Source organism: Spirosoma luteum DSM 19990 (assembly GCF_000374065.1).
Classification (GTDB): Bacteria; Bacteroidota; Bacteroidia; order Cytophagales; family Spirosomataceae; genus Spirosoma; species Spirosoma luteum.
The window spans coordinates 22970-46064 of record NZ_KB893250.1 but is presented as its reverse complement, the minus strand read 5'-3'; the positions used below and the strand labels follow the sequence as shown (position 1 = coordinate 46064).

The following is a 23095-nucleotide window of genomic DNA, read 5'->3' as shown; positions in this document are numbered from 1 at the left end:
CCCGCTGTTAGTGGGGGCCTTTTAGCTGTTTAGTGCCCCCGACTAATTAAATCACGGATAAAGTGTTACCCGCAATCGTTTTTTTTCGGGCGCATTAACCTTTGTCTGTTTTGATCACACCCGTTCGTAGTTTGTTTACCCGTGACTTATCCTGAATTTGAAGCCCGCTGGAAACCGGCTGGCGGTGCCGAACGCGCCAATTATGGCCTGTTTCTGCAAGACCTTTGCGACCTCATTGGCGTACCCCGCCCCGACCCCACGACCGACGACCCCGCTCAGGATGCCTACGTACTCGAACGGGCGGTGGAGTTTAACGACAACGGTAAACGCAGTACCGGCCGGGCCACGATAGGCCGGATTGACCTCACAAACGCGGCTGTTTTGTGCTGGAAACCAAACAGGGGTTGTCTGTCGATACGGATGATACCCCCGATTAACAAAAGACACAGGACCATGCTGAATTAGGGTTGCCGCCCTTTCTGCGAAAACACCCCCCGAAAAAGTATAACCGTTACTAGATACCTTAGCCGCCCTCGTACGCCAAACTCCCGACTGGACTTGCACGATATAAGTGATTGTCTTATAGCTAGTTATATATGATTGGATTATACTATTACAACCGGTAATTTGTCATGCTGAGACACGAAGAATCTTCGCTAAGAGCCAAAAAGCCGAACTTACCCGAAGATTCTTCGTGTCTCAGTATGACCAGAAATACGGTAAACTAGTTGTACTGAGTCCCTATTAAACGTGAACACGGGATTAGTTTTTGCCCCGTATTCACATTACAGTACTAACGCAAACCAAGTACCTTTCCCGACGTTAGGTATATGGCGTTTGCTACCGCTCACAGATGAAACAGCTACGTAATTCACGGCCTTTCAGCCTAGCGGGATTCGAGCCAGCTTCCGTTTGATAAATAAACGGAATTATTATTATCTTAATTAATAGCATTATTGTTATAGGAAATGTATTTTTCCAGCGCACGCGATTGTAGCCTCCCGGCATAGTCGTGCCTCAGTATTGTCGGCCAGTACAGTACGTTGTTTTGCCCTCATTCTCCGTGAGGTCAATTTAGCCAGGCACTGATCAGTTATCCCTGTGCTGACCTGATAACCCGTCAGACTGGGTTTCTTTTCCGTGTCTACTGCGTGTCTAAATCAGGTGTAGTTACCCTAAATGTTCATCCCTTTTATGAAAAATTCTCCATCAATCCGCCCCCTGGGGTGCCGAAATCACTATTTAGCCAGCAAGTCGGTCAGCGCGGGTGCAGTTCCCGGCTGGTGGCTGGTGTGTTTGCTCTTAACCGGACTCAGCAACGTAGGTTGGGGGCAATGTTTCAATGCAACAGCCGTACCATCGGGCGGTAATTTTCCCCATTCGGTGGCATTGGGCGACTTTAACAGCGATGGCCGGGCCGACCTGGCCACACCGAACGCGGGTTCCAACAACGTCTCGGTGCTGCTGGGTAACGGCAGTGGTGGCTTTGGCGCACCCACTAGTTTTGCGGTCGGTGATGACCCCGAATCCATCGCCACAGGCGACTTTAACAGTGATGGCCGGGCAGATCTGGCAGTGGCAAACGTACGGTCTAACAACGTCTCGGTGTTGCTGGGTAACGGCACTGGCGGCTTTGGAGCTGCTACTAATTTTGCAGTCGGTATCGGCCCCCAATCGGTGGCGGTGGGCGATTTCAACGGCGACGGCCGACCCGACCTGGCGGTAGCCATCCTTAATTCTGACTACGTTTCGGTGCTGCTGGGTATTGGCAGTGGAAACTTTAGCGCACCAACTAATTTTTCTGTCGGAATGAAACCCTATGCTGCCGTGGTGGGCGATTTCAATGGCGATGGCCGTGCAGACCTGGTCACGCCAAATTCGGGTTCCAACAACGTCTCGGTGCTATTGGGTACGGGTAGTGGCGGCTTTGGGGCCGCTACCAATTTCCCCGTCGGTAGTGATCCCACTTCAGTAGCAGTAGGTGATTTTAACGGCGATGGCCGACCCGACCTGGCCACCGCGAATTTTAATGGTAACGATGTTTCGGTGCTGCTGGGTAATGGCAGTGGCGGCTTTGGGGCACCCACTAAATTCCCCATCGGTAGTTTTTCCTATTCAGTAGCGTTGGGTGACTTCAACGGCGATGGCCGGACAGATCTGGCTGTCGTCAAAACGGGTTCCGGTAGCGTCGCGGTGCTGCTGGGTACTGGCAGCGGGGGCTTTGGCGCACCGACTAACTTTGCTGTCGGTGTTGATCCCTTTCAGGTGGTAGTGGGTAACTTCAACGGTGATGGTAGGCCCGACCTGGCCACCGCGAACATTAATTCGAACAACCTCTCGATACTGCTTAATTGCGCCCCGCCTGCCAGCTTTGCCATCGCGAGCGTGACCCCGGTACACTGTACGACGGTAACGGCCACGGAGCGTCAGTTTACCTTCACCCCCCAATACGCAGGACTGAACGGCCAGCCCGTTAGTTTCTCGGTAATCAATGAGATGCTGCCCACTACCAACCCCGGCCCCTACACCCTGCGGTTGTACACCGATAACCCCATTATCAGGCTTAGGGCCACGCAGGGTGGCACACCCGGTGAGGCTAGTGTCGACTACAACTGGCTGGCCGTTTGTCAGGCCGGTTTCACTCCACCGGCGCCCTTCGGTATCACGGGCGTAACATCCGTGAACTGCACTGCGGTAACGGCCACGGAACGCCGGCTGACTTTTACCCCCCAATACACCGGCGTAAGCGGACAGCCCATTAGTTTCTCAATCATTAATGAGATGCTGCCTACTACCAACCCCGGCCCCTACACCCTGCGTTTATACACCGACAACCCCATTATCAGGCTCAGGGCCACGCAAAGTGGCACATCGGGGGAGGCCAGTTTCAACTACAACTGGCTGGCCAACTGCATGGGACTGGGTGTTGCCCGGCTGGGTACGAGCCCGGAACCGACAGCCAGACTACAGGTGAAGCTACTGGGCAACCCGGTGCATTATGCTGTGGAGGTGGAGGTAACCGGTAGTGAAAATACCACCCTACAGCTGTCCCTGACTGACCTGAAGGGGCACATTGTTGACCAAAGACGCACGGAGCAGGCAGGAGCCAGTGAGCACTATCTGTTCGACGTGTCGAAACTACCCACAGGCTCCCTTTTGCTGCGAACCAGCAACCAGGGCCAGTCACAAACTGTCAGGATTCTGAAAGTGAATTAGCACCCATATTACTCAGGTCAACAACAGGCCCCGACTAGCAGCCGGGGTCTGTTGGCTATTTGACGCTACAAAAACATTTCGTTCGCCGTTGAAACCGCGTTCGGTGTTGCCTGGATATTTACCGGTGGATGAGTTGAAGAAACCTGTACTTCATTGGGCAACCGGCAATCCAATGGTGCGGACTGGTTGACGCATTTACGTTGATTTATCGCCTTGTTTTCAACAAAGTACAATCAAAAAAAGGCTAACCAGTTGATATTGAGTTAGTTTAACTCTAATCCTGATTAGCCTTGAAATGTAAAAAGTGATCCCGATTGGATTATAACCTAGCAAGTCAAGTAATTGATAGTCAATAGATTAAAAATAATTATTTTGCCAGTTGACGGATTGGTTGACGGATACGCAAACAATACCACCTGGTTGACGGGTTGGGTTGACGGATTGACTGTTGTATCTTTGAATCAAACGAGCGGCCTTTAGGGTCACTTGGTTTGGTCAGAGTCGTAAGGGTGGTTCCTGCGGCTCTTTGGGTCGGGTGGGTGGTTCCCCCGGCCTATTTTTTTGGGAGCAGGTGACGGTTCTCTGATTAGTTTGATACCGATTATCTAATCTGGTCAATCTATTGTCTACATATGAAAAGACGATGCACCCCCCCTTGAATTTTGACCGCGTATCTGTGCGACTGGGCTAACGGTTCACGGACCGGCCCTGCTGAAGATACAAGGGTCCCCTTCCCAACAGTTGAGTTACTTCACTTGACAAAACAAATTGATCGTTTGTAATCGCGCTCATGTTCAGACCAATTACCGTTTGATAAAAACAGCCAAGTATCATCATATTTTTTATGAATATTATTATACGTTGATATAGTGTATCTGTACCTTCACGCATGCGACTTCATCCTTTCGGAGTTAGGATGGGTTAGTGCTGTCTGCCTGTAAAATTACTTTGTTTCGACCTTGTTTGCTGGAAGGTTGATTTAGCTAAACGCTGATTAGCTCCTATATTCTTACCTAAATGCAGGTCAGATTTGGTTGTTCTTCCGAGTTTACTGTGTATGCGAGTCTAGTGTAATTGTCTCAAACATCCATCTTTTTTATGAACCCTTTTCTACTTACCCGGCCCCTAGGCCGACGAAATCACTGTTTATTACGTAAGCCAGTCCGCATTGGTGTAGTCCCCTGCTGGTGGCTGATGTGTCTGCTCTTCACCGGATTTAACAACATAGGATGGGGGCAGTGTTTCAATACGACAACCCTACCCGCAGGCCGTGGTTTGCCCTATTCGGTAGCAGGGGGCGACTTTAATGGCGATGGCCGGGCTGACCTGGTTGCCGCCAACTTAAATACTGATCGAGTCTCGGTGTTATTGGGCAATGGCGGTGGTGGATTCGGGGCACCGACTGACTTTGCCGTCGGTAGTTCTCCCCACAGGATCGCAGTAGCTGACTTCAATGCCGACGGCCGGGCTGATCTGGCCGTCGCTAACTTAGCGTCTAATTACATTTCGGTACTGCTGGGTACTGGCAGTGGTGGATTTGAACCCGCTGTCAGCTATACAGTCGGTACCAGCCCAAGTGAAGTAGCCGTGGGCGACTTCAACGCTGATGGTAAGGCTGACTTGGCCGTGGCGAACTATAATTCAAGCAACGTGTCGGTGCTGCTGGGCAATGGCAGTGGTGGATTCGGAACCGCCACTAACTTTCCTGTTGGCAAGGATCCCATTACAATAGCCCTGGGCGACTTCAACAGCGATGGCAAAGTCGACCTGGTAGTTGCTAACCAAAGTTCTAATACCGTCTCGGTGCTGCTGGGCAACGGGAGTGGCGGATTTGGAGCGGCTGCTATTTTTGCTGTTGGTTTGCAGCCCGGTGGTATAGTGGTGAGCGACTTCAACGCCGATGGTAAAGCTGATCTGGCCGTGGCGAACTACATATCAAACAATGTGTCGGTGCTGCTGGGTACAGGCGGTGGCGGATTTGGAGTGCCGACTAATTATCCCGTTGGCAATAATCCTATTTCGGTCGCTCTGGGCGATGTCAATGGCGATGGTAAAGCTGATATGGCCGTCTCCAACTATGCGTCAAACAACATCTCGGTGCTGCTCGCCAATGGCAGTGGCGGATTTGGGGTTGCTGTCAACTTTCCCGTCGGTACCGGTCCAAATGTCGTAGTGGTGGGTGAATTTAATGGCGATGGCCGGCCTGACCTGGCCGTCTCCAACTTTAACTCAAACAACGTCTCGGTGCTGATTAACTGCTCCTTTACCATTACGGGCGTAACACCAGTTAGCTGTGCGACGGTCACGGCCACCGAGCGTCAGCTGACCTTTTCCCCCCAGTACGCGGGTACAACCGGCCAGCCCATCAGTTTCTCAGTTGTCAATGAGATGCTACCTACCACCAGTCCTGGTCCCCATACCCTGCGCCTGTATACTGACAACCCCACAATCACTCTCAAGGCTACCCAGAGCGGTACACCGGGCGAAGCCGGCTTCAATTACAACTGGCTGGCAGCCTGCGGAGCATCGCCCCCACCTGCTGACTTCGCCATCACTGGAGCCACGGTGAACTGCCAAACGGTGAGTGCAACCGAACGGCGGGTAATGCTGTCTCCCCAGTACACCGGTGTAAGTGGCCAGCCCATCAGTTTCTCGGTGGTTAATGAGATGCTGCCCACCACCAGCCCCGGCCCCTACACCCTGCGTTTGTATACCGACAACCCCATTATCAGGCTCAGGGCCACGCAATTTGGCACAGCCGGTGAAGCCAGTTTCAACTACAACTGGCTGGCCAACTGCATGGGGCTGGGTGTTGCCCGGCTGGGTACGGGCCTGGAACCCACGGCCGGCCTGCGGGTGAGGCTCCTGGGCAACCCGGTACACACTATGGTGGAAGTGGAGGTAACAGGAAGGGAAGACAAACCTCTGAACCTGTCCCTGACCGACGTGAAAGGGCACCTTGTTGACCAAAGACGCACGGAGCGGGCGGGCGCAGGGGAGTACTACCGGTTCGACGTATCGAACCAGCCCGCAGGTATACTCTTATTAAGAACCAGTAGCCAGGGCCAATCGGAGACGGTCAGGATTCTGAAAGTGAATTAGTTTGTCTTTTACTTAGGCAATCAAAAGGCCCCCGCTGATAGTGGGGGCCTTTTGGCTGTTTGGGGGATGCACGTATGGTCAGCGCGTCGCTACGGCTGCCATTCGATGTTGCCGTTGACTTTCAATTTCAGCACCTCCACACTCTCCAATCCATCGTTGTCAACATTATCACGACCAACAGCCTGAAACAGACGTTTAACCGGCGCGTGATGCAGCCGTTTTTTTGCCCAGTAGCGTTCCCGCCGTAGGGCGTTACGATGGTCCCGCCGTTCCTGCTCAATCCTCTGCGTAGCATCCTGAATAACTTTCATCATTACCCGCAAAAGTGTTGCCCGGTTGGGTTTGCCTTTTTTGCGCCCCCGGTTGGCGGGTTGATTCTCGGAGGTGAACCGGGTGTTTATTCCATCCTGCCAAATGTTATACCTTGCCATGTTTCGTCCTTCTACCTTCGTTGTTATTAACCGTTTTCCAGCCTTTTACCGCTATTCCGTTCGTCCCGTTTCTATTCCGTCTTATAACCGTTTTTATTCCGTATGTCACTAAAGTACTCATTTCAGTACAGGGGTAATAAACGGCGAATTTTGACACCGTTTTTTCTTCGCAGGACTAACGGTGGTGATTTGGGCACTTGCTAGGGACTTACAACCATATACCCCCACCCCTGAATTATGGCACCGTTTCTTTGTTGCTAGGCTAACGGTTGACCTTTGGGCAAACGGTAGAGAATAAATGTACCCCTCCCCGTACATATGATGAAGATGTACCCCCCTCAGCAGTATTGCACGAATAAGAACTAAACAGGCCAACGGTTGACAGTCCGGCGCGGCTGGAAATATAAATGCCCCTCCCTTTTGTGACTATTCCACTTTGTCTTACAAAGTGGAATAGAAAGGGTAAACTACGTTGACTATATCCTTTGATGAAAAACACGCCATTATGAAACTTGGATTTATGACCTCCTTTTTGGTCAACAGCCTTCCGGCAACAACTTCGATTGAATTGAAAAGAACTAAAGGAAAGATACACATTACTCCTCAAACACTTTTGAGGGCGGTATCATTGATGATTCTTTCCATCTTCACTATCTGCTGTTCTCCTAAATTAAAATCAATTTCTGGTAAGGAAACATACACGCGGTACTATTACGTTTTCCTGAAACCTTGTGATGTTTATGAAAGGCCAGAAACAACTAGTCGTCGGTTGACGTCCCTTTCAGTTGGAGACACAATCAGCACATTGTATGAGCCTATACAGTTGCAAGGTTGGCAGGGTGTTGAATATCACAATTACCTATTCTTCATCCGTGATCAAAGTGTGTACGCTGTTGCTCAAAAGAAGTTTAAAGAAAAGGCAGGTTATCGCCCTACTTATAATTCCATAGACAAATACCCTTCCTACAGAAACACGAATACACAATCTGCCAGTGACAAAACGGAGTCAACAATGTATAGTACACCTACTACTGGTGCAACTATTCATACCGGGCCGCGTGGTGGAAAATATTATTACAACAGCAAAGGGAACAAAACTTATATACGCCGTAAATGATAGCCCTCAAACTCCTATAGCTAGTTGTTTGCCTCAGTCCCGCGCGCGTGTCGTGTCGAAAAAATCTTCTATTCACTCGGTTGTATGTCGTGATCATGTTGAGATGTTGGCTAACATGCGCGTATTGACTCGAGAAAAATCATTAATTCGCTCAGATCGGTAATTCAAACCGGGTGCCCTTCCAATAGTCGAGCGCGGCCCGTTCTTGGTCTGTGATTCTTACCATGTCTGATGCCGCAAACAATGACAACTGACCTCCCCCCGGCCCGTAAATTGTTCGGATCAACTTTCGCCGTAGGTTGTTGCGGATGTTGCTAGGTATGTTGCGAACATTGTGAGCGGTGCGGGTGGGTTGGTCCTCCTTTGACCCTTTACGGTAGCAGGTAAACAACTGTTCCAACTCCGTCAGCAGGTCGCGGTCGGTGCGGAGGGTGGTTTGTGTTACAAAGATTTGCCCCGGCCATGGGTCATCTATTTTCACCTTTGTTACTGGGCAAATGATAGCCCCCGGTCCGGTGGTGGTGTGGGTGTTGGAGGTGTCATGTATTACTCCTAAATACAAGGGGTTATTTCGTGACAAATCGGGTTTTTCGGGGGTGGTTAATTCGTGACAGGTTGCAGGTAAATTCCCTGAAAAAATCCCATAAACGGGAATTGTCAAGTTGGTTAATTCGTGACAGGTTTCGGGCGGGTTTATGGCAGCTCCATCACAGCTATTGGGTATTTTTTGGGTGTCCGTATTTTGCGGGTTTTTCTTATTATCCTCTAATTTCTCGGCCTGAATTTTATCGCTCAAAAGTAACCCAAAAGTAAGGTCAGTCCATGCCGCCCGGTGTTGGTCAATACGGGTCAGCAGGTCGTCGGAAACGGTGGTTAATTGCTCCCATGTTTGGGCAATTAATTCGGCTGTTTTTGTCTGCCAGTCAGCCCCCCGTCGGTAGTGGCTCAGGAGTGCCCGGTAACGTTGTTCTGCGCGGTGCAATCGTTGGCGGTTGGTATTTGCCTGGGTGGGGGTCAGGTCGTCGGGTATATGCCAAAATCGGGGGTTGCGCCCGTTTTCGTAGATGCTCCGTTCGCGGCTGGTTAGCCGGGTGGGGTCAATAGTGGGGTCGTCAAAAATGATAGCCTTGAACGTGTCGACTAGTAACGCCCCAATGGTTTCGTAGTTGGCAACATTCAGCAAGTCCGCTAACGTAGTCAGGCATACGCCCCGGCTCCGTAGGTATTCCATTCGCAAAACCTTCACCTCAACTCGTAGCAGATTTGTTGTCAGTCCGTACTGGTGGCCCTTGTCGTATAGTTTGACAACGTAGCGTTGAGTTTCGCACTGGTAGTAAAGGGTATCGCTGCGGGTGTCGCGGGTGAAGGGACGGTTCTTGTAGCTGACTAGGTTCTGTAAGACGAGCGCAACCGGAAAAGGTAACGCAACATTCACCCCAAATTCAATATTATTTAGTTTAGAGTTGAACGGGTCAATCTGGTAGGCAGTCACCAAGTGATCGAGCGCGGTCAGCAGGTGGTCGACTATGAACTGATCGGAGTTACCCAGCGCGGCCCTATCCCGTACATGGTTGTAAAAGTTGTGCAAACTTCCTTTCAACTCAACCCGGTAACCGTTACCTGATAGTTGCGGAATCAACGTAAAAGTCAGCCCCCGGTCGTCAGCCCGTCGCGGTCGTCTAATGACTTCGCCCGTTTGTTCGTTAATGGGTAAGGCAAATTTCAGCCGGTCAATGGATAGCAGTAGTGTTGCACTTGCTGCCAGGTGGTTTATTTTTGTTCCGTCGTACATAGTGGTATTGTTCGCCCCCGATTCGTCACAATCGGGGGCGGTGGTTTATGTGGTTGTTTGATTGTTAGTTTGGTCCGGTGGGGTCAGAGTAGCCCCCGGTCAAGAACGGCCGACACGAATGCGGCCCGCCCGTCAGGATAGGGATAATAGGCGGGAAAGTAGCGCAGGGTCATTCGGCCGGCATCGGTCGAGAAACGCAATAGAACGCCGTTGCGGATGCGTTCGCCGTTGCGCCCAAAGGTCAGCACGTTTCCAAGGAAAACGCCCGTCTGGGTGGTCGGTAGCAGTCCGGTAAAGAATTTGACCGAACGCCCCCCGGTTTTCTTTTCCGTTTCGGTGCCCCGCAGGATGAGGTTGGCGTTTATGTCGTCGTTGAATCGTCGGTCCTCTACAATCAACTCACGAGGGACACGGGTAAATCCGGGTTCACAGGTTTCAACGGTATAACGGCCTTTGTCGGCATCGAGCGCGAACGTGACCATGTGGGATGCGGGTATATACGTCATTTGCCCCGGCCCTCCACTGCCTTAGTGTGTTTGAACCGGCGCGGCTGTTTGAGTGCCGCCAGTACATCAACCCGACGATAGCGGACCCGCCCGTTTATTTTGAGGGGTAACAATACGGCCGAACGTTCCTCTGTATCGAGTGCCCAATCATGGAGGGTTGTTAGTGATACCTGCAAGGTATCGGACGTTTGCCGACGGGTTAGCAGTTCGGGGAGGTCAGAGCCTTCCGGCGCGGGTGGTGTGTAGGTCGCTAACTCTGAGCGAACCGCCCCGCGTACCAGTTCGCCTAACTGATCGGGGGTCATTGTGATTTGAATTGTTTGCTGAAACATAGCATTTGCGTTTGTTTCAGTAAAGGTGTAGGTCTACGTAAAGGCAAAAAATACGCCGTACTTTTTGGCGTATCAAATTCGACGTACAATCAATCCGGTTCGGTCAAGTCAAGGTCAATTCGGTTGAAAGATTTCTTAGGCCGTTTATTTTTGGTCAGTTCCCCCCTAATTGTTGAAGTCTCTACTCCATCAAACCCAGTAAATACCTGTTTGATAAAAATAGCTATGTTGTCATAACTATCCTCAACCAGTGCCGAACCGTTTGGCAAATGATGGTTTTTTAGTTGCCTGAAAATATCGTAAAGAGTATCAGCCGCCCCGTTCCATTGAAGTTTTACGCACGGTTCTGAGTTTAATAGTGCTGTATTTAATTCTTGATTTATCGGTTCAGAGCAGAAAACTTCAATATTTTCATTAATTATTCTTTCTACTCTATCGGCCATCCTCAAGGTATCTTCCATATAGTATACAAATGTTGATACCCTACTATGATTGTAATCAATAATTTGATCTCGATCAACTAACCCGTTTTCAATATCAATTTTTAATTCTTCCAGTGATTTAATAGTTTTTTGCTCCTCTTCTTTTAGATATGAAAGTTTGTGTTTCAGTAATTTGATGTAGTTTGATTTCTGTTGTTCATTCACAGAAAGAAAGTTGTCTTTTATTTCTGATTCGAGAGCATATGGGTCGAGGACCAACGTTCTATTGTCCCTCCATGTATTTGTTAGCGATTGATAATAAACATATAATTTGCATAAAGGACTACCTAAACTCCCATTATTCCACCTGGTACGAAACTCATATCTTGAATCAACAAAAATGTGATCCAGTGTCTGAATAATTAATTCTAACCTATCTGTTTCAATTTTCATACTTGGTTTGGTCAATGGTTTATAATTATTACTATCCAATCTGGTTGAATTGGGTGGGTTGTAATCAGTATTCGAATAATTCGGAATTGCCTTAGTTTCTAAATTTGACTTATTGGAGTATTGTACCACCAACCCTTCTAGAAAAGGTACAATCTGGCAATTCAAATATCCTTTAGCTGCACCTATGACATCTTCGGGTAGATCAACGAAATGGAATAAATAAGGACCTTGGGCATAGCGGCTAACTGCACTCAAATTTGATATTGAAGTCTCACTGCGATTCCATATTTTGTAGTCGTTCAAATTTAGACTATCTGTACCATCTCGAAATGAATCACTCCATTGGTGTTCTTGGATATCCAAAAAAACGAGTCTATTGTTGTGATCTGAAAATTTCTTCTTTACTTCATTTAGGTCATTCTTTATTCTGTTCAATAGGAATGCGCTACTTCTATTTTCTTCTAATAATGCTAAGTAATCACTTTTGTACCTGTCAAATGATCCGGTGTATTCAAGTCCGGTAGCTATATTCTTTAAATTAATTTCTACTACTTCTAGTGGGGTCGATGGATAAAGTGCGAAAACAATGTCTGGACTTGGTGGACCCAATTCTGTTTTGTATCTGACTTCTTCCCGGTTTTCTCCCTCAACAAGTGATGATGTATCACAAAGCCAAATGTGAGTCACGCATATTTTATTATTTAACCAAAAGGTTAGTTTCTCCGTGAATGAAGTAGACTCACTTACTTTTTGTAGTCTCTCAATCAGGTCGTTGGTTTCGGAAGTATTTAATGAGCGGTCATTCGATAAAAAAAGAATGCCGAATTGAATGATGGAGGGATAGAATCCAATAGCCCTATCTATTGATATGGTTCTAATCATTCGGTTGAACTTGGTTTGGTCGTTAATTACTTCTTAATGGTTAATTGGCCGGCAGCGTCTTTTCAAGTGGGTTATTTGCGGCATTCCCGCCCTTACTTACCCCCATACCCCTTGTAGTTACTGTAGTGTTTTGCCCCCTTACTTGTCACCTTTGTAACGTTTCACCCCCGGCGCGGGTAGTCAAATGTTAAGTTTTGTTAAGGTGTCAGGCTATTTTCAGCGCGGTCGGTACTGGTATGCCAGTCCCGCCAAAGTGCGGATGCTCCAGCAACAACCGGGCGTTCTGTTCGCCCGTTACTTTGATGTACTTCATGAATTGCGTTTCCGACTTGTGCCCGGTTATTTTCATAATGGATACCGGCGAAACACCCGCCAAGAATGCGTTTGTAGCGAACGAACGCCGGGCGGTGTGGGTGGTTAGCAATTCCCACTTTTGCGCTGTCAGAGTCGAACGTATACCGCCCTGGGTGCGGGTCCGCTCAACCGGTGCCGTTAGTCCGGCAACCTTTCCCAATTCTTTGAGGTATTGGTTAAACTTCTGGTTCGACATGGTGCGAGGTGGTACGCCCTTGTATTTATCGAGCATCTCCAACACATTCGGGTTTAGAGGTATCGAAACCCGGGCGGCTGTCTTTTGCGTCGTTACACTCAAGATACGGCCCCCAAACGATATGTTGAGCGGCCGTAATTCGGTGTAGTCCGAAAACCGTAATCCGGTGTAGCAACCAATCAGAAATAGATCCCGTACCCGGTCGAGCCGAACATCATTGGTCAGATCAAGTGCATACAGGTTCGCCAGTTCCTCATTGCTGAGGTAAATAGTATCTACCTCCTCTTCAATCTTTCTAAAGTCCTTGTGCTGAAAGTCGGTGCTATGGTGAAGTCCCTCACGGTATGCCTGTTTGAGTAGCATTTTAACCCCGTTCAAAATCGCACCCACGTAATTGAGCGAATGCCCTTGTGTAGTCAGGTACTTTTTGAACCGGTCGTAAAAGTCGAGCGTAAAGGAATCGTAGTTGATGGGGTGGCGGGTATTTGCCTGATAGTCGGTCAGTATGTTTCGGAACTTCATGAAGTTTTTCAGCGTCCCATTGGCAAACCGGGCGTTTTTGGCGTTCAACCGTCGGCCCGCCCGGGCATCCTCCACAAATCGGGATATGTACCCCAAAAAGGTTTCTTTATCCTCTTCCTTTACCGGTGCAGGTTTGGCGGCTCTTACGCGGCCCAACTCCTTATCAAGATGAAATTTGATTAGTGGATTGTCGAGCGGTAACCCGGCCAACTGTATGCCGTTCATTACCCGAACCAGTGCGGCCCGATGTCGGTCGAGGTGGGCGTTAATCGTTTCGTGCTGGTGGCGTTCGGTACGGTTCTTCTGGTTGGCGTAGGCCCGTTGGTTTTCGGTGTCCCATTGGTACGGATCAACAAATTGCCCGGTCGAGTAAACAAACCGTCGGTTGTCGTAACGGTAAATCAGGGAAACAAGGGTTGGCTCGGTAGAACGTGGGTCTTTGAGCAAAAATTTAACGTCGGTTGCAAGAGTGGTTTGCATGTCCTTTTACTTGGTTTGGTCGATACCAAGTTACGAACTAAATTAATCCAGTTGACGGATTGGTTGACGGATTAACTTTATTTTATCGTATTATTTCTAATAAAGTACAATTAACAAAAAAGGCTAATCAGTTGATAATGAGTTAATTTAACTCTAATCCTGATTAGCCTTGAAACGCAAAAAGTGATCCCGATTGGATTCGAACCAATGACCGCCTTCTTAGAAGGAAGATGCTCTATCCAGCTGAGCTACGGGACCCGTTCAATGCCGCAAAAGTACGTGGATTCGCGCCGTTATGCAAAACCGATGCGTCAATTTCGTTTTATGGAAAGCCCGGACCCGCTAAAAACCGTACATAACTTTAATAGCTCTCTGGCCGTTAACCAGGTATAAATCCATTAACCCAGTAACAAACAATGAGTAGTCAATCCGAGAAACTGAAAGTTATCTTTTTTGAGCCTGCATTCGATACTAATCCCGGCCGGGTAGTAGCTGATGGCTATTTTAGCTTTGTGCCCACCTTTAAGGAAGGCGAGAGCATCAACATGACCTTAACCCGAAAAGAACCAGCAACTACGCCGATACATGATCCTATCGGGCATAAAACTCACCGCATCATAAAAACAGACTGGGTGCTCATGATTGACCCACGCACGAAAGAAGCCCTGGCAACGCTTGTCGTATCGGTCGAGAAAATCGATATGATCAATAAAGTTGATGATATGTCGTCCGTTGGTACGCTACCTGACCAGTCAGGCACTATCTGATTTTTTTCAAATTTATCTGTGACGCTCCGAAAAATATGGGTCTTAATTGTACTTTATCCAATAAAGCTAACCCATAAATAAAGCAACAGAAGCTCCCCGGTATGGGGAGCTTCTGTTAGTTTGTAGAAACCCCAAACCGGTTTATTCGGTCGCTCGTATTCTTTGCCTAACTTTGAGTCAGGTACTATTCATAGCACTAACCCCTTTCCATGAACGTTGTCTTTCTATTCGCGTTGCTTTGGTTGGCCACGCTGCCCGCCCTGGCCCAGACCATACCCTCCAAGGTTTACGCCTGGCATCAGTCGCCCGTTGTGAAGCAGGCTGGCATGGAACATAAAACGATACTGGAAGGTACTACCCGTGATTTTGCCAGTTTATCCGTCCACGCCATTACCCTGCAGGCGCATCTGCCGACGCAACCGGAGCAGCAGTTGGACGAAGAAGCGCTGATTATCGTAAAAGCGGGCGCACTGACCCTGCAGCTGGGCAACCGGCATAAAACCCTGGGCCCTGGTAGTGTAGTGGTCATTATGCCCGGTGATTCGTACCGCCTGGATAATAAAACGACCGAACCGCTCACCTACTATATCATGCGGCTCACCTCGAACGAAGTGCCCGATTTGGACCTGTACCGGCTAATGGGTGGTTCATTCTGGGTTGATTGGAACGATGTACCGTTCATCCCCCACAGCGAAGGAGGCATCCGCCGGATGTTTGACTATGGAACCGTGATGACGAAACGGTTTGAGATGCACGTTACCACTCTTAACCCCGGCATGCAGAGCCATCCACCCCACACGCACCGGGCCGCCGAAATTCTGCTCATGGTTGACAATAGTGCCCAGGAAAGTATCAATGGCGTGTTAAAGACGGCAGCTACGGGCGATGTCATTTTTCTGGAATCCAATGTACCGCACACCATTCAAAACAATGGTCAGCACAGCTGCACCTACTTTGCCTTTCAGTTCGAGTGAGAAGTTTCCCCGATTGATTTCGTGAATAACCGCTGATTGTCAGCCCATTTCGGCGGTTGATTAGGAAGGTGTTCAAACCACTTTATCCATGCAGCCGTCCTTTCACTAGTCGCTGATCAAGTCCGGGGGCTATAACTGCCTGACATGGCGCATTGATCCGGTATCAGCCCTGCCGTTTATTCATTTGTTCATTCAGGGCCGCTAGCCCACGAGACTGCCAGGGGCTTGCTTGGAAACCGGAAGCGAACGGGCAGAACAACAACTGCATCGGGAAGCACTCGCTGTGTGGGACCATTTGCTGGTTTTTTGGCCAATCAGCTATCAATATGACTGTCTGTTGGTTGATTCGGAAATTAATCTACAAGCGCTATGGTAGCAAATCCATTAGTCTGCGTTGTTGATGATCAACACGATTACTGTCTTTTACTCCAGCGACTGTTCAGCCGGTTTTTACCCGCTTATTCAACTCGCTTCTTCTCTAGTGGCATTGACCTACTGGCTACGTTAGCCGAACTGGAACCGCCACCCCGTCTTATTATACTAGACCGGCATATGCCCAGAGTGGATGGGTATCAGACGCTGGTTCACCTGAAAGAGAATAGCACATTCAAAAAGATTCCTGTTGTCATGATGAGTCATGATGCTTCCAGCCACGAAATGGAAAGCTGTTACGAAGCAGGGGTAAATTCATTTCTGCTGAAAGGAATGGATTTTAATTCAATCAGGAAAACAATAATCGATGTCTGTACGTACTGGGTAGACATCAACAAAATTCCGGGTAATGTACAAGACTGACTGTTGGGAGGGCCGGTGAAATCCCTTACACCCTGCGGTCTTGAAGCAGCCAGAAACCAATGGCAATAACAGCAATGATCAACACTATGTGAATCAGGATGCTACACGACGTGCCCGCACCCGAAACACCAAAAATTCTAATGGCCAGGGGGTAATCGATCCGGCAGTGATTGGTTATAGAAGGTTATCCAGCCAGACTGCGTGTACGGGTGAAAATAAGTGAATTGGCCGCCAAACATCAGATTCGGCTAGTATGTTATGAAAACTAATTGACTGGTACGCAGCCCAGCTCAGTAGACGAATTTCCAGTGCCACTTCCTCAATTTTATTAAACAAAGTTCTCTGTCGCCTGTTGGTTATTAGCCGACCTAGTTTTGTCGGCTTACATAACAAAACCATATAATCCTTATGACTAGTCAACCAAATAACACCGGTACTAACTACTCTTCATCGACCGGATCATTCTCCCTGATGACGGCTATTTTCAACGATCGTGACGCGGCCGAGTCGGCTTACGACTCCCTGTTATCGCACGGATTTTCGAGAGATGACGTGAATATCGTGATGACGGATGAAACCCGTAAGCAGCATTTCGATACCAGTGATACGGATGGCTCGGCCTTATCGGATAAAGCCATGGAGGGAGCAGGTAAAGGGTCGGCCATTGGGGGTACAGTGGGTGCGGTAGCAGCCGCTATTGCCGCAATTGGTACTACGTTGGCTTTGCCCGGTCTGGGTTTACTGATTGCCGGTCCGCTGGCAGCCGGTTTAGCCGGAGCCGGAGCGGGTGGTTTGGCCGGTGGCCTGATTGGTGCTTTGGTAAATTCGGGTATTCCGGAAGAAACTGCGAAATCGTACGAATCCGGTCTTAAGAACGGTGGTATCGTGGTAGGCGTGCATCCTCGGAATGAAGCCGACCAGGCGTATTTGACCCAGCAGGGCTTTCACTAAGCCTGATAACGAATCAACTTATTGATTTCTGACTAGCAGGAATCAACAGGTAATTTTGTTTTTCGAGCCAAAGCGATCTCAATCCGAGTCGCTTTGGCTCTTTTTATTGCGCTCAGCGTAGCGTTTATCACCCTGTTGCTGAAGATGAATACCCTATTCGGCTATAACAAACTCTTTAGGTGGTACGGGCTGGCTCCTGATAGTTACATAAACATTGTCTGAATCTCTTCCTTCAATGTTTTAAGCGCCGTGGAGGTGGGTTGCTTATCCAGCTGAATGATCCGCTCGAAGATGCGCTTCGACAGGTCGAGGGCGGGGGCATCAGGACGAGTATCGCCCGATGCCTGATTGATGAGCATCATAACATCGTTCATGGCGGCCTGAATCTGATCCCAAACGGCCTGACTCATGTATACCTGTTGCGACAGGTTGTGGTTGTATTCATCCCGGATTTCCTGCAACAACCGCTGTTGAAACTCCAGCACCGTAGTGGAACTGCCCCCCATCCGCAGCAATAAATTATTGGGGCTGATACGTTCCAGAAACAGAACCATTCGTTCGTAGGCCTGTAGCCGGATGGGTACAACCGTTTCGGTATAGCGGGCCTGCACATCGAAGCGATGACGCCCGGCTTCCCGTTCCAGCAGTAACTTAACGGTCAGGTACATGCCATACAGGACTAAGCCAGCGGGTACAATCAGTTTCAGAAAATCACTCAGTAAGTCCATAGAAAGAAGGAACGTTATCCGTAAAATAGGTAATTTTGAAAAAAGGGTTACTACTGCTTTATGTTGACAATTGATAATCCGGTTTACGTTCGTCCCGCAGCGCGTCAGCAAATTCTGGACACCCTGCTGGCCAATAAAATTCCGGCAGACTATGGCTTGCGTGTAGGGGTGCGGGGGGGCGGCTGCGGAGCCTCCTGGTTACTGGGACTTGACCTGCCCGGCCCCTCCGACGAAGTGTATAACGTAGAAGGGGTGCAGGTCATTATTGATCGCAAGCATTTACTGTATGTATTAGGTGCCGAAATTGGGTACGAATCAGGTGGGTATACGGTTGATAAGCCGCCGTCCGTTCCCTAAATTAAACGCGTGCCGCCAGCCAGAACAAACACTTGTCAAAAACTTGGCATGATTTTAGGGCGATATCTGGTTAAGATACCTCTACCCATTAAGTGAAACGGATCGAAAACCATATTTTCCTGTTGTTGGCAGCACTGGCCTTTGGTTTATCGGTCCTGTATTTCCTGCTGCTGGAGCAGAATGCGCCGGGTGCTACGGATGAGCAGTACGTGAGTGCCGTTCAGCAACGGGTGAAGGCCGAGATGCGAATCGTTACGGACGAACTGGATACCCTGTCGGGTTTACTGGGGCGGAATCCGAATCCAACGTTTACCGATTTAGTTAAAATTCCGGCCAAGTACCCTTACTTCATATTCCACAACAAGCAGTTAGTATACTGGTCCGATTACCGCTTTGTTCCCGATATAGCCCAGCTTTCTACGGTTGCCAGCATACCAAAACTTATCCAGTTCAATCAGGGACGCTACATCGTCAGCCACCGCCGGGTACCAGCCGGTAACAAACAACTGGATGTTTTCTCGCTGGTCAATATTTATCGCATATACCACACTAACAATTCATATTTACAGTCGGGCTTTAATCCTGAACTGTTTGCTATTGATCCGCTATCGGTTACTGACAGGAGGCAAAACACCTATCAGGCCATTTATGACAATGCATCGGCATTTCTGTTTTCGGTGGTGCCTCCCAAGGTAGATGCGTACCGAAATCACTCCACGCCGGTCAACACCGTTATTCTGGCCACACTGGGTATTATTTTTCTGGGTCTCTACGTGTTTCAGCTCATGATTCGGCTGAGAGACAGACGTCAGTACGAATGGGGGCTGGTGGCGCTGGCTCTCTATCTGGTATTATTGCGGGTCGTGATGCTCTATTTTGGTGTGCCGTTTTTGTTCATAGAGTCCGATTTGTTCAATGCCAAATATTATGCGGCTTCGGTGCTGAATCCCTCCCTGGGCGATCTGCTGTTCAACGCACTGGTGGTGGCCATACTGGTATTTTACTGGGTCAGGTACTACTATTGTTCAAAGACGTATCTCTTGCTGGTCAATCTACCCAACTGGCTGAAAGTGGGCCTGTCGATAGGGTTCGTTGTGCTCAGTCACATTGCGTTTACACTCTACTACAAAGAGCTGAACAACATCTACGAAAAGTCGCAGTTTACGCTCGACATCACGCTCAACATCCATTTCTCTTTTCTGAAAATAGTTTGCCTGGGCATTTTCATCCTTATCTCCTGCATCTATTTTCTGGTCATTCATTTACTGGCCAGTCTCTTCATTCGGTACAACCGGTTTCATCATGTTGGCATCGGTTTTCTGCTCATTCTGGCGGGTACGTTTCTGAGTGGCGGAATTTGGTTGCTCATGGGCAAATCGCTGGATAGTATCTTCCTGCTGAACAGCATTTATTTCCTGATCGTATACACCAGTAAACTTCCCGGAACACTGTACGCATTTCGCTACACAACCTCGATATACCTGTTTCTGGCGGCTTTCATCTGTGCGCTTATCACCACGTATGTTGTGTACAACCAGGAAATTCGGAAGCAACTAAACCGTGAGCAGGAATATGCGGAGCAATTACTAGCCGAAAACGATGCGTACGGTGAGTTTCTGTTGAATAGAGCGCTGGAGTTAATTAATCAGGATGCCGAAATAGGTAATGCGCTGCAAACGGATACTTTGCTAGTACGCGAACGTATTCAGCAACGGGTAAAAAGCTTACACCTCGACAAGTATTTTGACAAATATGATATTGAGGTGTTCTCGTTCCGGGCCAATGGCCGCCCGCTCGATAGTAGGCCAAGGCCAGTGGCGCTGGCAACGTTTAGAGCCCGCTATAAACAGCCTGGTTATAAAACAGAATATCCGAATGTGTTCTTCATCAACGAGGTAGGGAACCACTTTGTCAAGCAATATGTGTGCTTTGTGCCGGTTCAACGGCCTCCTGTTCCGCCCGCAAAGGCGCGTAGAAAAAATCTTCCTGTAGTATCGGATACGCTGGGGTATGTTTTGCTGGATCTGAGGCTGCGTAATGAACGGTCAAAAAGTGTATATCCTGATCTACTGGTCAATACAAAGTTTACCCAGGACCCTGAAACGCCTGACTATAGTTACGCTTTTTTCTCCACTTCGCGTCAGGGTACCACATCGCTGGGTTCAGCGCGTCACCGGCTTTTATACAGTGGGAACGGTACGTATAATTATGACCGGAAGCTGGATATTTCGTTACTGAACAATCCTGCCTTATTTACCACGGGCGTGTCGAGTAATAAATACCAACACGTTGCTCAGAGAAGCAAAGGTGGTCGTATTGTCGTGGTGTCCTCGCCCGAGTATCCATTCGGAAATATATTCTCCAACTTCTCCTTCCTGTATCTGCTGCTGGTTTTTACGGTCATTCTGGTTATTCTGGGGTACGCCGTCAATTACCGCTTCTCCAGACTGAATATCAACTATTCGACCCGGATCCAGATTCTGCTGAACCTGGCGTTTTTTATGCCGTTGATCTTCGTGATTCTTATCATTCTGGGGGTTATCAGTTCCACGTACATCGACGATCAGCGGGATACGTACATCAGTAATACGCGTAACATTGCCTCTAACTTCCTGCCCTATCTGGAAGAGTTCAACGCCCAGAAGCGCAGTAAAGGGTCGATGGAGGAGGAGCTAAGTAAAATTGCCCGCGATGCCAGTATCGACATTGATCTGTTCGACACGCAGGGGCAGTTATACACGTCTACGCAACCGCTTATCTATGAAAGTGGATACCTCTCGAAACACATCAACCCGGAGGCTTATATTCATATTATAGAGGATAAAGAAAATCAGATACTGCTGGATGAATCGCTGGGTAGCAAAAAATATCGAACGGCTTATGCAGCGGTCAAAGCGTTCGATGGGCGGCTGCTGGGCGTACTTAGTATCCCTTATTTTTATGCTCAACCCGAACTCGACCGGAAAATTATCGAAGTGATTTCTACCTCGCTCAGTATTTTCACGGCGCTGTTCATCTTTTTTCTGGTGCTGTCTTATTTCGCATCGCACATGCTGACCAGACCGCTTCGGATGCTGACGCAGAAGGTCAAGAAAACGAATCTCGAATTACCCAACGATCCGCTGCCCTGGCAATCGGATGACGAAATTGGATTGCTCATTCGTGAGTACAACCGCATGCTGCTCAAACTGGAAGAAAGCAAACAGGCCCTGGCTCAGACCGAAAAACAATCGGCCTGGCGCGAAATGGCCAAGCAGGTAGCCCACGAAATCAAGAATCCACTGACACCCATGAAGCTAACGCTGCAGCACTTGCAGCGCACGTTTCCTAATGCCAAAAATAGTACGGCAGGAGCCAATGACCCGGCTCGCGGGGTTATTCTGAGAACATTCGATTCACTACTGGATCAGATCGATAACCTAAGCGATATAGCCACGTCCTTTTCAGAATTCGCGAAAATGCCTTTACCCAAGCGGGAGGAATTTGAGGTGACGGGGGTGTTCAATAAAACAATCGACCTGTACGCTGACGATGTGCGGATTTTCCTGCATCGGGAAGTAGAAACCGGCCCCGTTATAGCCGTTGGTGACCGGCAGCTCATCGGGCGTATTCTGACCAACCTGCTCATCAACGCTATCCAGTCGGTGCCGTCGGAGCGCAAACCGGTTATCAACGTTAAACTTTATACAAACAGCGACGCGGTACAGATTGAAATCCACGACAATGGTGCGGGTATTCCGGAGGCCATTCGTAGTAAGGTATTCCTGGCTAACTTCAGTACAAAGCGGGGCGGGTCGGGACTAGGGCTGGCTATTGCCAAACGGGGCGTTGAACACGCAGGCGGCACAATCTGGTTCGAGACTATCGAGAACGTAGGCACTTCTTTCTTTGTGTCGTTACCCTTAGCAGGGGTGCCAGGCCAGATGGTTGGCGAAGCCGTCAATTACTGATCAGAACCGGACTGGTGTTAACCACCGCCAGCGGTATCCGAATCGTTTACGGCCGAATCATTCCAGGGTAACGTGCTTCCAGTTCTCGCCCGACCGAATCCGGTTGAGCTGGGTGTGGGTAATGCCAAACTGCTTGGCTATCATTTTCAGGCGATTCTTGTCATTCAGCAGTAACTTCTTGATAATCTTAACCTTCGTTTCGGTCAGCTTGTAATTACGGGTCTGGCGGGGGAGCTGGCGGTTTTTCAGACTGGGATTGTTTCTGTTGTGCTCAATCATCTCCGCTTTGGTGACCCAGCGCAGGTTTAAATGGTAGTTGTTCTGCTTGTCGTGGTCGAGGTGGATAACAAAAATCTGGTCGGGGTCAGAGCGGCTGACAAAATGCTCGGCTACCAGTTTATGAACGTATCGATTCAGGGTTTTCCCTTCCGACCGGATATTGAGCGACCGATACCCCTGAATAACCGATCCTTTAATCAAACGGCTGGTTTTATCCGCATCGGTCGCATTGGGTTGGGCGGACGACGGCAACTGGAAACTGCGTAATCGCCCATAGCTAGATACGTCATAGCGGGGAGGGTTCTCAATACCGTCAAACACAATCGGTGTCCATTTCTCATTCCAGAAACTTTGGCTCCCTCTGTTATCCATAACCGGCGTTTTTTGTTGTAGGTTGGACTTACGTGGCAACACGCGATCTGTTAATCAGGCATGTGTACACAATGAATAGGTAACAACTGCCGGATGAAATAGTTGTCAGTTTATCAA

General features: G+C 48.9%; 18 protein-coding genes and 1 tRNA gene. 10 read left to right on the top strand and 9 right to left on the bottom strand.

The genetic code is table 11. The features are described from left to right. Nucleotides 1–141: 141 nt before the first annotated feature. The 3 genes from B156_RS0109085 to B156_RS0109075 all read left to right on the top strand — a co-directional run bounded on the left by B156_RS0109085 (nt 142) and on the right by B156_RS0109075 (nt 6318). A complete protein-coding gene (locus B156_RS0109085; protein ID WP_026260712.1) occupies nt 142–465 on the top strand; it encodes a type IIL restriction-modification enzyme MmeI in 324 nt (107 codons plus the stop codon). 729 nt (nt 466–1194) lie between these two features. Further along, on the top strand, nt 1195–3216 hold the full coding sequence (locus tag B156_RS0109080; protein WP_157626969.1) for a T9SS type A sorting domain-containing protein: 2022 nt from the start codon (nt 1195–1197) through the stop codon (nt 3214–3216). Nucleotides 3217–4314: 1098 nt separating this feature from the next. After that, nucleotides 4315–6318 carry a T9SS type A sorting domain-containing protein gene (locus B156_RS0109075; RefSeq protein WP_026260711.1) on the top strand — a complete coding sequence of 668 codons (2004 nt, stop codon included), beginning with the start codon at nt 4315–4317 and terminating at the stop codon, nt 6316–6318. Between the two features lie 89 nt (nt 6319–6407). Here the strand turns inward: B156_RS0109075 and B156_RS0109070 are convergent, their stop codons facing one another. Next, a complete protein-coding gene (locus tag B156_RS0109070; RefSeq protein ID WP_018619369.1) occupies nt 6408–6749 on the bottom strand; it encodes a hypothetical protein in 342 nt (113 codons plus the stop codon). A 505-nt stretch (nt 6750–7254) separates the two neighbouring features. Between B156_RS0109070 and B156_RS0109065 the strand changes: the two genes are divergently transcribed. Beyond that, complete coding sequence (locus B156_RS0109065) at nt 7255–7866, top strand: hypothetical protein (RefSeq protein WP_018619368.1); 612 nt, start codon at nt 7255–7257, stop codon at nt 7864–7866. Nucleotides 7867–8017: 151 nt separating this feature from the next. Here the strand turns inward: B156_RS0109065 and B156_RS0109060 are convergent, their stop codons facing one another. The 6 genes from B156_RS0109060 to B156_RS0109035 all read right to left on the bottom strand — a co-directional run bounded on the left by B156_RS0109060 (nt 8018) and on the right by B156_RS0109035 (nt 14063). Beyond that, nucleotides 8018–9658, bottom strand: coding sequence for a hypothetical protein (locus B156_RS0109060; protein ID WP_018619367.1), 1641 nt, complete (start codon nt 9656–9658; stop codon nt 8018–8020). Between the two features lie 83 nt (nt 9659–9741). Next, a complete protein-coding gene (locus B156_RS0109055; protein ID WP_157626967.1) occupies nt 9742–10140 on the bottom strand; it encodes a hypothetical protein in 399 nt (132 codons plus the stop codon). 20 nt (nt 10141–10160) lie between these two features. After that, nucleotides 10161–10496: a helix-turn-helix domain-containing protein gene (locus tag B156_RS0109050; protein WP_018619365.1), complete on the bottom strand. Its 336-nt coding sequence runs from the start codon at nt 10494–10496 to the stop codon at nt 10161–10163. Nucleotides 10497–10585: 89 nt separating this feature from the next. Then, nucleotides 10586–12253, bottom strand: coding sequence for a hypothetical protein (locus tag B156_RS0109045; RefSeq protein ID WP_018619364.1), 1668 nt, complete (start codon nt 12251–12253; stop codon nt 10586–10588). Between the two features lie 205 nt (nt 12254–12458). Then, entirely contained in the window at nt 12459–13805 is a 1347-nt protein-coding gene (locus B156_RS0109040) for a site-specific integrase (RefSeq protein ID WP_018619363.1), read from the bottom strand. Nucleotides 13806–13989: 184 nt separating this feature from the next. Beyond that, nucleotides 13990–14063, bottom strand: a tRNA-Arg gene (locus B156_RS0109035). A gap of 158 nt (nt 14064–14221) precedes the next feature. Here B156_RS0109035 and B156_RS0109030 point away from each other — a divergent pair. From B156_RS0109030 to B156_RS0109015, 4 genes are all read left to right on the top strand, one after another. Further along, the gene (locus B156_RS0109030) at nt 14222–14572 is read left to right on the top strand and encodes a hypothetical protein (RefSeq protein ID WP_018619362.1); all 351 of its coding nucleotides are present in this window, start codon (nt 14222–14224) and stop codon (nt 14570–14572) included. Between the two features lie 209 nt (nt 14573–14781). After that, on the top strand, nt 14782–15546 hold the full coding sequence (locus B156_RS0109025) for a cupin domain-containing protein (RefSeq protein WP_018619361.1): 765 nt from the start codon (nt 14782–14784) through the stop codon (nt 15544–15546). Nucleotides 15547–15915: 369 nt separating this feature from the next. Continuing rightward, nucleotides 15916–16341 carry a response regulator gene (locus tag B156_RS30240; RefSeq protein ID WP_018619360.1) on the top strand — a complete coding sequence of 142 codons (426 nt, stop codon included), beginning with the start codon at nt 15916–15918 and terminating at the stop codon, nt 16339–16341. Nucleotides 16342–16749: 408 nt separating this feature from the next. Then, nucleotides 16750–17292, top strand: a complete 543-nt coding sequence (locus B156_RS0109015) for a hypothetical protein (RefSeq protein ID WP_018619359.1) — start codon at nt 16750–16752, stop codon at nt 17290–17292. A 203-nt stretch (nt 17293–17495) separates the two neighbouring features. Here B156_RS0109015 and B156_RS0109010 read toward each other — a convergent pair whose 3' ends face one another. Continuing rightward, entirely contained in the window at nt 17496–18020 is a 525-nt protein-coding gene (locus tag B156_RS0109010; protein WP_018619358.1) for a DUF7935 family protein, read from the bottom strand. A gap of 60 nt (nt 18021–18080) precedes the next feature. On the opposite strand from B156_RS0109010, the gene B156_RS0109005 reads away from it, so the two are divergent. Together B156_RS0109005 and B156_RS0109000 are read left to right on the top strand one after the other, a co-directional pair. Continuing rightward, nucleotides 18081–18377, top strand: coding sequence for an iron-sulfur cluster assembly accessory protein (locus tag B156_RS0109005; protein ID WP_018619357.1), 297 nt, complete (start codon nt 18081–18083; stop codon nt 18375–18377). A gap of 92 nt (nt 18378–18469) precedes the next feature. Next, nucleotides 18470–22327, top strand: coding sequence for a sensor histidine kinase (locus tag B156_RS0109000; protein WP_018619356.1), 3858 nt, complete (start codon nt 18470–18472; stop codon nt 22325–22327). Nucleotides 22328–22384: 57 nt separating this feature from the next. Here B156_RS0109000 and B156_RS0108995 read toward each other — a convergent pair whose 3' ends face one another. Next, entirely contained in the window at nt 22385–22978 is a 594-nt protein-coding gene (locus tag B156_RS0108995; protein WP_018619355.1) for an HNH endonuclease, read from the bottom strand. Nucleotides 22979–23095: the final 117 nt, after the last annotated feature.